Consider the following 12443-nt stretch of genomic DNA (forward strand, 5'->3'; position numbering starts at 1 on the left):
CCATTATGAAAATAGAAGTTTTGTCCTGTCTCCCAATTAATCATTCTTATTCCTAAACCATAATTTTTAGTTCCTTTACGCTCATTACTGTAGCCTGTGTAAACTTGTTTCAATAGTTCTGGTTTCAAGAAATCTGGAGATTGTCTTGCTCGATCAAATTTTAGAAGATCTCTAGCGGTAGAGAAAACATTTTTATCTCCGTAAACATTATCCAAATAATCAAAACCAATTTCTACGCCATTGCCTTTATAAGAAGGAACAATCTTTTTTCTATCCTTATCATCATCAAAAACGTAAGTATTTTTCATTCCAAGAGGTTTGAAAATCATTTCAGACATTGCTTCTTTATAGCTTAAACCTGTAATTTTTTCTATAATAAGTGCTAGCATTGCATAGTTGGTATTGCAGTAGCTAAAACGGGTTCCAGTTTTAGATTCCAAACCAATATCTTTTGTTGCCAGAATATTTAAAATGTCTTTATTGGTCAATTGATTGTGTCTGTCCCAAATAGATTTATCGCGATCTGTAAAATAAGCATAATTACGCATTCCTGTGCGGTGGCTTAAAAGCATTCTTATCGTACAGTCTTCGTATGGAAAAGTTTTTAAAATAGTATTGACCTTTTGATCTAAGTCAATTTTTCCAGCATTAACTAGTTTTAAAACAGCTGTAGCGGTCAAAACTTTACTTACAGAAGCAATTTGAACAGGTGTTTCGGGTGTTATTTTAGTGCCTTCATTTTTATTGGCAAAGCCATTGTATCTTTCAAATAAAATTTGTCCATTTTTGGCAACCAAGAAGCTTCCGTTCATGGTGTTATTAGGCCAATTTTTATTATAAAAGTGATTTATTCTACCGACAACCGAATTTTTATAAGCTTGCGAAACTGTTTTTTCAGCTCCTAACGGCTTCATTTTTGGCAATGTATCTTCGACTGTCTGAGTTGTATCTGTTGCTGTTTTTTTGTTTTGACCACAAGAACTTAAAACTAGTATAGAAAAAAGTATTTGTGGTATCTTTGTTTTTTTAAGGAAAATCATTTGCATCGTTCTTTAAAAACAAATATATCGAATTCAATTTTGTTGTTTTCTCAATTCTGAGGCTTATAATTATCTATTTTAACATAATTTTAAGTATCGTTAAATTTATTTGTTTGTTTTTCAGCTTTTAACGGTTTTGAAACATTCTAAATAGAATTTTTAAAACAAAAATTTAACTAAAATTGTTATATTTGAAACAAATACAGTGAAAAAAGTTATATTTTAAATATTAAAAAAATCAGTTTAGATGAAATTTGGAATCATAAAAGAAAGAAAAAATCCGCCGGATAGAAGAGTTGTATTTTCACCTAATGAATTGACAAAATTAAAACAGTTATATCATGATGCTTCTGTAAAAGTTGAAAGTTCAGATATTAGAATTTTTTCTGATGATGATTATAAAAATATGGGAATCACAGTTGCTGATGATGTTTCTGATTGTGATGTTTTATTTGGCGTAAAAGAAGTTCCAGTAACAGATTTGATTCCAAACAAAGCATATTTCTTTTTTTCTCATACAATTAAAAAACAGCCTCATAATAGAAAATTACTTCAGGCAATTTTAGAAAAAAACATTGATTTATACGACCATGAAACAATTGTAGATGAACATGATCGTCGTTTAATTGGTTTCGGAAGATATGCCGGAATGGTTGGTGTTTATAACGGAATTAGAGCTTTCGGAATTAAATTCGAATTGTTCAAGCTTCCAAAAGCAGAAACACTTTCTGGAAAAGAAGATTTGATCAAGCATTTAAAACGTATCACAATGCCAGCTCTTAAGTTTGTAGTTACAGGAACTGGAAAGGTTGGGAGCGGAGCAAAAGAGATTTTGGATGCAATAAAAATAAAGGAGATTACAATAGATAATTATTTGACTAAAAAATATGCTCAAGCGGTTTACGTACAGCTTGATGTTTTAGAATATAATAAAAGAAAAGATGGACAGGTTTTAGATTTTGTGGATTTTGTTCATCATCCAGAAGAATACGAATCTGATTTTGAGAGATTTACTAAAGTGTCTGATATTTATTTTGCGGGACATTTTTATGCGAGCAATGCTCCAATGATTTTAACGAAAGAAATGCTGAATGCAAATGATTGCAAATTGAAAGTTGTAGCCGATATTTCTTGTGATGTTAACGGGCCAATTGCTTGTACAATTCGTTCTTCGACAATCGAAGAGCCTTTGTATGGTTATTTTCCTTTAGAAGATAGAGAAGTAGATTTCTTTCACCCTGCAGCAGTTGCTGTTATGGCGGTAGATAATTTGCCGTGCGAAATTCCGAAAGATGCAAGCGAAGGTTTTGGAGAACAGTTTATGGAGCACGTAATTCCAGCTTTCTTCAACGGTGATAAAGATGGAATTCTAAAACGCGCCAAAATCACTGAAAACGGAAAATTGACGGAGAGATTTAGCTATTTACAGGATTATGTAGACGGTAAATAAGTTATGAATTATGAGTTATGAATTATGAGTTTTGCTCATTGTTAAATGTAAAAAAAGGTAAAAACAGTATGTTTTTACCTTTTTGCTTTAGGAAAATTATGATTTAGTAAGTTAACTCATAACTCATAATTCATAACTCATAATTCATAACTTGAAATTAAACCATATCCTCAGGTTTCACCCAAGCATCAAAATCTTCTGGAGTTACATAACCAAGACGAACAGCTTCTTCTTTTAATGTTGTTCCATTTTTATGTGCAGTTTGGGCAATTTCTGCCGCTTTGTAATATCCAATTTTAGTATTTAAGGCTGTAACTAGCATTAATGAATTGTCTACCAATTCTTTGATTCTTTTATGATTTGGCTCGATTCCTTGTGCGCAATGTTCGTCAAAAGAAACACAAGCATCTCCTAATAATTGTGCCGATTGTAAAAAGTTGGCCGCCATAACAGGTTTAAAAACATTCAATTCATAATGACCTTGCATTCCTCCAACTGCAATTGCCATATCGTTTCCGATAACTTGTGCACAAACCATTGTTAAAGCTTCGCATTGCGTCGGATTCACTTTTCCTGGCATGATAGAAGAACCAGGCTCGTTTTCAGGAATGTGGATTTCTCCAATTCCAGAACGTGGACCAGAAGCTAACATTCTTACATCATTAGCAATTTTATTTAAGGAAACGGCTAATTGTTTTAAAGCTCCGTGTGTTTCTACAATCGCATCGTGTGCTGCAAGAGCTTCAAATTTGTTTTCTGCCGTTATAAAAGGATGATTGGTAAATTTGGCAATATATTCGGCTACTTTTACATCATAACCTTTTGGAGTATTTAATCCAGTTCCAACTGCTGTTCCGCCTAAAGCAATTTCAGATAAGTGGGCTAAAGTGTTTTTTAAAGCCTTTAATCCGAATGCTAGTTGAGCTGCATAACCTGAAATTTCTTGTCCAAGAGTTAAAGGTGTTGCATCCATTAAGTGCGTACGTCCGATTTTGACAACGTCTTTATATTCTGCGGCTTTTTTTGCTAAAGTAGCGTGAAGTTTTTCTACACCTGGAATTGTAGTTTCTACAACCATTTTATAAGCCGCGATATGCATTCCTGTTGGAAAAGTGTCATTTGATGATTGTGATTTGTTTACGTCATCATTGGCTTTAATAAATTGTTCGCCTTCGCCAATTTCAAAACCTTTAAGAACTTGAGCGCGATTAGCGATTACTTCATTCACGTTCATGTTGCTTTGTGTTCCAGAACCCGTTTGCCAGATTACAAGTGGAAATTGATCATCTAGGTTGCCTTCTAGAATTTCGTCGCAAACTGCGGCAATTGCATCTCTTTTTTCGATTGGCAGAACTCCTAAATCATAATTGGCATAAGCTGCTGCCTTTTTTAGATAGGCAAAACCTTCAATGATTTCTTTTGGCATTGATGCTGCTGGTCCGATTTTGAAATTGTTTCTGGAACGTTCTGTTTGTGCACCCCAATATTTATCGGCTGGGACTTTAACTTCACCCATGGTGTCTTTTTCTATTCTATATTTCATTATGTTTTATGTAAAATGTTATTCGTAAAATGTGAGATGTTTTGTTTTAAAACAAAAACTTCTTTTGAAAATGAGTCTTTTAGCCCTGATGGTAGCGGCATCTCCCGATTTAGAAAAACAAGGCTTTTTAGCCGTAGTTTTTGTTTATCGGGAATATAGCGGACAGCAGAAATAGCTCCTGAAAATTATTGCAATTTGTCTGAGCTCTTTATTTTAAAGGATTTCAAGTTCTAAAAAAGCTTATTTAAAATGAGTATAAATATACGGATAAATGTTATTTAACGAAAATTGATTTAGATTTTATTGCTGAGAAAAAATATATACCCTACATTTGTCGTAACATTCAAAAATTCCGGAAAACATGTTTGAATTTTCACAGTACTTAGGCTTTTTACTTTTCTTAACCATACTAACTATAGGGTTTTGGTTAATGTTTTTCTTGGTTGGTTTCGTATCTTATTGGGTTACGGGAGCTAGCTGGGAAATGATCAAAGAAAAAAGAGCTAGAAAAAGACAAGAAGAACAATCTATTTAATTTTAGATTGATGTCATAAAAAAAGGACCCGTTTTACGAGTCCTTTTTTTTATGCTTGAAAGTAAGGAAATATTGAATAGCGAAGCTCCAAATTGGAATATGGTAAAAACCAAAAATCCTAATTCCAATTTTAAAACTTGGAATTAGGATTTTTAGTATTGAAATTTAACAGAGATTATCCAGGGAAATCTCCGCCACCTTCGCCGCCGCTATCATTTTTAGGCTGTGCGTTTTTATCTCTTTCACTTTTCGGTTTATTGAAACGGTAAGTGAACGATAAATTAAATTGACGTTTACGGAACTGGAATTCACTATATGAAGTCACATCATCTAAATAAGTATAAGATCTCATTTTTCTTGAATTGAAAACGTCGCTAATATTGAAAGCAATCGTTCCTTTATCTTTCATTACATCTTTACTGAAAGCAGTATTCATTCCAAATTGGCCTAAGTTTTTACCTTGAGCTGTTTTTTGTTCTCCGTTGTACATTGCAGTTAACTGCCAGTCAATTTTGTAAGGAAGCGTTACTTTAGAGTTTAATCTTGCAAACCAAGAATTAGCCTGATTGTCTAAATTTTGAACAATCTCATTTCCTTGTGTATCTGTATAGCTGTGTTCTCCAGTTGTTTTTACGTTAAAAAAGTTGAAGTTACTGTTTAATCTCCACCATTTGAATGGTGTGTAATTTAATGTAAATTCGAAACCAAATTTTTGCTCTTGTCCTAAGTTAATAGGCATACTTTTAATAACAGGCGTACCTTCAACTGTTTGGCCTGGTGCTGGAGTTACTACATCACCATCAGGAGTTACCACATCACCAGTAGGAGATCTCACAAAACTGAAAACGTCTTTTGTATCTTCAAAATAGGCAGATGTATTGAATGTTACTTTATTCCATTTCTTGATATAACCAATGTCATATTTGTCTGTTAAAGAAGGGTCTAGGTCTGGATTTCCTTGAAAGATATTGATGTTACTTGAATAGTTCACGGCAGGATTCATGAAACGTCCTCTAGGTCTAGTCAAACGTTTGCTGTAACTTGCTGTGAAGTTGCTTTGATCTGAGATTTCATAACTAATAAAAGCACTTGGGAATAAGTTGTTGTATTTTTTAGTATTGAAAACGCTATTGTCTAATAAATTCACATGAATATCTGTGTCTTCCCATCTTAAACCAAATAAATAAGAGAATTTATTTACTTTAAAACCATATTGTGTATAAAGAGCATTAATGTTTTCTTTATACTCTAATGTATTTGATAAATTTGGATTTTTTGCTCCATCATTATCTGTTACATAATATTCGTTATTCAAATCGCCAAAACTTCCTTTATAACCCGCTTCAAATTGTCCAGCTTTTCCTAAAGGCAATACATAATCAGCTTGAAACAAAACTTGTTTTTGGATTTGATCATTTAATGTATTATTGAAATTTGGTGAAGCAGTAATTTCACTAAAGCTGTCGTCTGTGTTTCTTGAAATAGAAAGATCTGCAGTAAGTTTGTGTCCTTTGTCGTTAAAGTTTTTAATTAAATTAGAAGTATACTCAAAGTTTTCGCTTCCAGTATCTGCATTGTTTAAACGATAAGATGTTCCTGTATAATTATGGGCAGCATCGTAGTTGTAGTAATTAATTAAATCTCTATCGTCTCCTGAATTTTTTTGATAGTTGATGGCGTTTGTCCAAAATGTAGATGGAGTTATTGTCCATTCAACACCAGCTCTTCCGTTAAAACCTTTTCTAACACGTTTTGTGTCACGATCTTCATCTAAGTAATTTTTTATTGTTTCGTCTGGATTAAAATATTCAGAATTTGTTTTACCAGCTCCTTCTGTAGTTCTGTAGTTGTATCCAGCAGTTGTAAAATAGTTTAATTTTTTAGTTTTATAGTTCAAATTGGCACTTAAACCATAAGTTTCTGGTAGACCTGTTGAAGCAATAAAAGTTCCGTTGAAACCTTGATTTTTACCTTTTTTTAGAATGATATTGATGATTCCAGAACCACCTTCAGCATCATAACGTGCTGATGGATTAGTGATTACTTCAACTTTGTCAATTGCATCTGCAGGAAGCTGTCTTAATGCTTCTGCCATATTTATAGCTTGCGAAGGTCTTCCATCAATTAAAATACGAATATTGTCGCTTCCTCTTAAACTTACATTTCCTTCAGTATCAACAGAGACAGATGGAACGTTGTCTAAAACATCGCTTACACTTCCGCCTTTTACAATCATATCTTGACCAACGTTGTAAACTTTTTTGTCTAGTTTAATCTCAACAGTCGATTTTTCGGCACGAACAACAACTTCATTCAGTTGCGCAGCGTCTTCCGACAAATTCACTACGCCTAAATTAGTGTCGTCTTTAATGCTTTTTCCTTTAATTTCAGTTGCTTTAAACGAAATAAACTCAACTTTAATATCGTAAGTTCCAGGCGCAACAGCAACCTCAAATTCTCCTTTTGGATTGGTAATACCTCCTGCAATTACTTTTGTATCATTAGGTGCAGTAATCGAAACGGTAGCGTATTCTAACGGTTGTTTGCTTACTTTCTCGAAAACTTTTCCGGTGACTTTAACTTTGTTTTTGCCTCCAGGGCTTCCTTGCTGAGAGTAATTGTAAAAACTTGTAAATAAGAACACAAGTAATACTGCAAATTTGATTTTTTTCATTTTCTGGTTTTTCTTTAATCCTTTAGACGGCAAATGTAGTTTTTGGTTTAAAGAGAGAAATCACAAAAAAATGTTAATAAGATATTTTAGAATCAATCTAAAAAAGAAGCAACTAAATCAGGATCACGGCCAATTATGGCTTTTCCGTCTTTTACAACAATCGGACGTTCAATTAAAATAGGATTTTCTGCCATTGCATTTATAATCTCATCATTGCTCAAAGTTTTGCCTTTAAAATTCTCGATCCAGATTTTTTCTTTGGTTCTAATAAGCTGAATTGGTTCAAGGTTTAGTTGTCCCAATAATGTTTTAAGCTGTTCAAAAGTTGGAGTTTCAGTTAAGTAAGGTATGATTTCAAAATCTTGATTCGATTTTTCAATAAAAGCAAGGCAGTTTCTTGATTTTCCGCATCTCGGATTATGGTAAATTTGTATCATTTTGTTATATTTAGATGTTTCAAATATTCTTAAAATAAAAAAGAGATATTTTTGCAATATCAAAAGTAAGATTAACTTATCGAATTTGAATTCTCATTTTTTAAAATTTTAAATTTATGTTTTTAGAGCAAGGGATTAAACCTGAAAATAAATTTTGGAAATATCTTTTAGGATCTGTATTTATTATTTCGGCATCTTTTGTTGGGCAAATTCCAATTTCGGCAGCTGTATTTTATAAAACGTTTACAGAGCATATTGCTTTTCCGACTACCAACGAGGGCATTATGACTATGTTCGATTCAAATACGACGCTTTTTTTGGTAATGATTTCTTTTGTTTTTGCTTTTGCAGGGATTTATTTTGTTGTAAAATTTATTCATCATCAAACCTTATTGTCGATTGCCACTTCAAGATCTAAAGTAGATTGGAAACGAATCTGGTTTTCTTTCTTTTTATGGGCATTTTTTTCATTGCTTAGTTTTTTGTTTGTCTATTTAAGGTCTCCAGAGCAATTTGTATTGCAATTTAAGTTAGTGCCTTTTTTAATATTAGTAATTTTAGGATGTATTTTAATTCCGATTCAAACCAGTACGGAAGAATATGTTTTTAGAGGATACTTAATGCAGGGATTTGCCAATTTGGCTCAGAACAGGTGGTTTCCACTCTTAATGACTTCTGTTATATTTGGTTCAATGCACTGGACAAATCCAGAAGTTGGCAAAATGGGAAATATTATCATGATTTATTATATAGGAACTGGATTGTTTCTTGGTATTATAACATTAATGGATGAGGGAATGGAATTGGCACTCGGCTTTCATGCCGCAAATAATCTTGTAGGTGCATTATTGGTTACTTCAGATTGGACTGTTTTTCAAACCAATTCTATATTTAAAGATCTTTCAGAACCTTCAGCAGGAATAGATGTAATTCTTCCTGTTGCAGTTATTTATCCTATTTTACTTTTTATTTTTAGTAAAAAATATGGATGGACAAATTGGAAAGAAAGATTGACAGGAAACATAATAATGTCGAATTAAAAGCTTAATAACATGCAAAATTTAACTCAAAATAACGTTCACAATTATTTCAAATTAAATGGGTATCATTTAAATGCAAAAGATTTGTGTCGTGTTGCTTATAGTTTTATTAAAGAAGGAGATGCTTACGAACAATCTATTGGGGAGTTCTTTTTGGATTGGTTTGATAAAAAAGATTACATCGAAATGACTACTTCTGGAACAACAGGACTTCCAAAATTAGTCAGATTGCAGAAACAAGCAATGATACAATCAGCATTGGCAACTGGCGATTTTTTCGATTTAAAGCCAGGAGATAAAGCGTTATTGTGTCTTCCAACTCAATTTATTGCTGGAAAGATGATGCTAGTGAGAAGTTTAATTTTAGGATTAGAATTGGATGTCGTTTCACCGAGTCTGCATCCTTTGGCTTTAAATAGTACTATGTACGATTTTGTTGCGATGGTGCCACTTCAAGTTCAGAATTCTATTGAAGGACTTTCTAAAGTGCGAAAACTTATTATTGGTGGAGCAAAATTAGATTCGGCTCTCGAAGAAAAATTATTGCCACTTAAAACAGAAATCTATGAAACGTATGGAATGACAGAAACGATCACACATATCGCTGCAAAACGTTTAGGTGATTCTGTTTTTTCGATTCTTCCAAATGTGAAAATATCTCAAGACGATCGTCAATGTTTGGTTATTCATGTGGCAACAATTTCAGATGAACCAATTGTAACAAATGATTTAGTTGAATTGCTAAACGAACAGCAGTTTAAATTTTTAGGCAGAATTGATAACGTAATCAATAGTGGAGGAGTGAAGCTGATTCCAGAACAGATTGAAGCGAAATTGATCGGAAAAATAAACAACAGGTTTTTTGTAACAGGACTTCCAGATACTACTTTAGGAGAAAAATTAGTTTTGGTCATTGAAGGAGAAAAACAAGAATTTGCTCCTGATTTCTTTGACATTTTAGGGAAATATGAAAAACCAAAAGAAATAGTTTTTGTTTCAAAATTCAAAGAAAACGAAAATGGAAAGTTGTTGCGAAAACCTACTTTACAAGATTAAATTCTAATAATTAAATTCCAAAATTGGAGTTTTAAACTTTGTCAAAGTTCAAAACTTTGACAAAGTTGACTAAGTAGAAAGACATAGACAATTAAAAATCCCAAATTTCAATAACTAAGATTGAAATTTGGGATTTTTAATATATTCGAATTTGATTTTATTTTTTTCTTTCCAAAAGTGCCATATAAAATCCATCAAAACCAGATTCTGAAGCTAACATTTTACGATCTTCAATAAAAGTAAATTGCTGTCCGATTTCTGTTTTTAAGAATTTCTCTACTTGCTCTTGGTTTTCTGATGGAAGAACAGAACAAGTTGCATAAACTAATTTTCCTCCTGGTTTTACAATTTTAGAATAGCTTTCCAAAACTTCGCTCTGTACTTTACGAATGTTGTCGATAAATTCAGGTTGTAATTTCCATTTAGAATCTGGGTTTCTTTTCAAAACACCTAATCCGCTACAAGGCGCATCGATCAAAACACGATCAGCTTTTTCGTGTAATTTTTTGATCACTTTTGTGCTATCGATGATTCTGTATTCAATGTTAAAAGCACCATTTCTTTTTGCTCTTAATTTCAATTGCTTCAATTTGCTTTCGTACAAGTCCATTGCAATCAATTGCCCTTTATTTTCCATTAAAGAAGCCATATGCAATGTTTTTCCACCTGCTCCTGCACAAGTATCTACAACTCGCATTCCTGGTTTTACATCTAGAAAACCTGCAACCAATTGTGAGTTGGCATCTTGAACTTCGAATAAACCTTGTTTAAATGCATCTGTTAAAAATACATTCGCTCTTTCTTTTAAAACAAGAGCTTCTGGTTGGTCTTTTAAATATTCTGTTTCAATATTTAAGTCCATTAAAGTATTTCTAAGACTCTCTTTAGTACCTTTTAAAGTATTGGTTCTCAAGATAACTTTTGCCGGCTGATTTTGTGCCGCAATTTCTTTAGCCCAAACTTTTTCTCCAAGTTCTTTCATGCCCAATTCATCCATCCAATCTGGAATAGATTCTTTGATAGCTCTAGTCTTAGATAATTCGTCAAAACGTCCTTTAATTTTTCTTTCAGGTGTTCCTTCCAATTGTCTCCAATCTGGAATTGGATAACCGCGTAAAACAGCCCAAACAGCAAACATTCTCCATAGATTGTCTCTGTCATAAGGTTCTTTTACTTCTGCAATTTCAGCATATAATCGTTTCCAACGAACAATTTCATATATGGTTTCAGCAACAAACTTCCTGTCAGAACTTCCCCAACGTTTGTCTTTTTTTAATGCTCTTGCTACCACTTTATCTGCATATTCTCCTTCGTTGAAAATTGCATTTAAAGAGTCAATGGTAGTATAAACTAAATTTCTGTGTAATCTCATTTTATTTATTTGAAGTGCAAAGGTAGTATTAATTGGTTGAAAGTTAAATTTTTAATACCGAATCTTGCTCAGACTGCTACTAAAAGAAAAAAAACACTCTGATTTAGAGTGTTTTTTTTAGAAATATCTTTTTTTGAGTTTTACTCTTTAGAAATAATTCTCGTTAATCCAATATTTTCTGGAGCATGAAGCACCATTGGGAATTTTTCTATTTTAACAGAGCTGCTGTCTAGACCAAAAGCTCTTTCTTCAGACAAACTCAGTTTTTTGATGAAGAAATAAGAGTTCATGATAATGTTTTCATGCCATCTTAAGTCGTTGTCATTTGATAAGAATTTCTCAGACAATACAAATTTAAAGTCTCCAATAATATTGTTTTTGTTTAAAGACTCGTAACGGCTGGTAATATCTACCTCGCCACGTTTTACCATGTCTTTGATGACTTCTCTAAACATCAAATTGATTTTGGTTGGCTCTCTAAAACCTAAATTAAAGTCAATTCTGTAAATATCGTCTTTAGCAATTTCTGTTACTTTATATTGCGTTTTATAAGGTTCTGTCAAAATATTAACGTGAACAAACCAATAGATATCAGCTCTTTTTGGGCGTTTTTGAAGGATAGAATAAATGATTTTTTCCTCTAGTTCATCTACACGATTAGCGTTGGTCATATAAACCAAATGCGTAGCATATTTCGGAATAGATAAATCTTGGCTTAACTCAACAAGAACTTGTTTGTAATCGTCAACCTTAACCACTTTAGTGTAGTTTTTGTTGATTTTCTTAGCCAAATACCAAATTGTCATTACAGAAATTAGCATACTGGCAATGATTAGGGTTACATAACCACCTTCTGCAAATTTGGTAATATTAGCGAAAAGGAAACTAAACTCAATCAATAAATAAATAGTAATCAACGGTACCATGAAGTACAGTTTTACACGTTTCATGATTAAGTAGTAATTTAATAATATGGTCGTCATGATCATACACAAAATGATAGCAAGACCATATGCATGCTCCATGTTTCCTGATTTTTCGAAATGCAATACGATTCCAACACAGCCAAAAAACAATAACCAGTTGATTGATGGAATGTATAGTTGACCTTTTACTTCAGTAGGGTATTTGATTTTTACTTTTGGCCAGAAGTTCAGATCGCATTGCTTCGTTGATCAAAGTAAACGAACCAGAAATAAGTGCCTGAGATGCAATTACAGCTGCAAGAGTTGCAACTACAATTCCGAATGGTAAAAACCAATGTGGCATAATTAAGTAAAACGGGTTTCCGTTTTC

9 protein-coding genes and 1 pseudogene are annotated in these 12443 nt (G+C 32.7%); 4 read left to right on the top strand and 6 right to left on the bottom strand.

The window, feature by feature from the left end; translation table 11 throughout:
- Positions 1 to 1046 (bottom strand): serine hydrolase domain-containing protein (locus tag B3J44_RS13095; protein WP_286968824.1); only part of this gene is annotated, 1046 nt, incomplete at its 3' end.
- A 241-nt stretch (positions 1047 to 1287) separates the two neighbouring features.
- Here B3J44_RS13095 and B3J44_RS13100 point away from each other — a divergent pair.
- Complete coding sequence (locus B3J44_RS13100) at positions 1288 to 2490, top strand: NAD(P)-dependent oxidoreductase (protein WP_286968825.1); 1203 nt, start codon at positions 1288 to 1290, stop codon at positions 2488 to 2490.
- Between the two features lie 157 nt (positions 2491 to 2647).
- On the opposite strand, the gene fumC is transcribed toward B3J44_RS13100, so the two are convergent.
- Positions 2648 to 4033: a class II fumarate hydratase gene (gene fumC, locus B3J44_RS13105; protein ID WP_286968826.1), complete on the bottom strand. Its 1386-nt coding sequence runs from the start codon at positions 4031 to 4033 to the stop codon at positions 2648 to 2650.
- A 361-nt stretch (positions 4034 to 4394) separates the two neighbouring features.
- Between fumC and B3J44_RS13110 the strand changes: the two genes are divergently transcribed.
- Positions 4395 to 4568 (top strand): hypothetical protein, encoded by a 174-nt coding sequence (locus tag B3J44_RS13110; RefSeq protein WP_111288649.1) that lies wholly within the window; start codon positions 4395 to 4397, stop codon positions 4566 to 4568.
- A 175-nt stretch (positions 4569 to 4743) separates the two neighbouring features.
- Here the strand turns inward: B3J44_RS13110 and B3J44_RS13115 are convergent, their stop codons facing one another.
- Together B3J44_RS13115 and B3J44_RS13120 are read right to left on the bottom strand one after the other, a co-directional pair.
- Positions 4744 to 7242 (bottom strand): outer membrane beta-barrel family protein, encoded by a 2499-nt coding sequence (locus B3J44_RS13115; RefSeq protein WP_286968827.1) that lies wholly within the window; start codon positions 7240 to 7242, stop codon positions 4744 to 4746.
- A gap of 92 nt (positions 7243 to 7334) precedes the next feature.
- Complete coding sequence (locus tag B3J44_RS13120) at positions 7335 to 7679, bottom strand: arsenate reductase family protein (protein WP_286968828.1); 345 nt, start codon at positions 7677 to 7679, stop codon at positions 7335 to 7337.
- 116 nt (positions 7680 to 7795) lie between these two features.
- Here B3J44_RS13120 and B3J44_RS13125 point away from each other — a divergent pair, with 116 nt between their 5' ends.
- Both B3J44_RS13125 and B3J44_RS13130 read left to right on the top strand, forming a co-directional pair.
- Positions 7796 to 8719, top strand: a complete 924-nt coding sequence (locus tag B3J44_RS13125) for a CPBP family intramembrane glutamic endopeptidase (protein WP_286968830.1) — start codon at positions 7796 to 7798, stop codon at positions 8717 to 8719.
- Positions 8720 to 8731: 12 nt separating this feature from the next.
- Complete coding sequence (locus B3J44_RS13130; RefSeq protein ID WP_286968831.1) at positions 8732 to 9775, top strand: AMP-binding protein; 1044 nt, start codon at positions 8732 to 8734, stop codon at positions 9773 to 9775.
- Between the two features lie 157 nt (positions 9776 to 9932).
- Here B3J44_RS13130 and B3J44_RS13135 read toward each other — a convergent pair whose 3' ends face one another.
- Positions 9933 to 11147, bottom strand: a complete 1215-nt coding sequence (locus B3J44_RS13135) for an RsmB/NOP family class I SAM-dependent RNA methyltransferase (protein WP_286968832.1) — start codon at positions 11145 to 11147, stop codon at positions 9933 to 9935.
- A 140-nt stretch (positions 11148 to 11287) separates the two neighbouring features.
- Positions 11288 to 12443: pseudogene (locus B3J44_RS13140) on the bottom strand (KUP/HAK/KT family potassium transporter); the annotation flags it as partial.

Origin of the sequence: Flavobacterium sp. UBA4854, from assembly GCF_002399805.1 — a bacterium.
Classification (GTDB): Bacteria; Bacteroidota; Bacteroidia; order Flavobacteriales; family Flavobacteriaceae; genus Flavobacterium; species Flavobacterium ginsengisoli.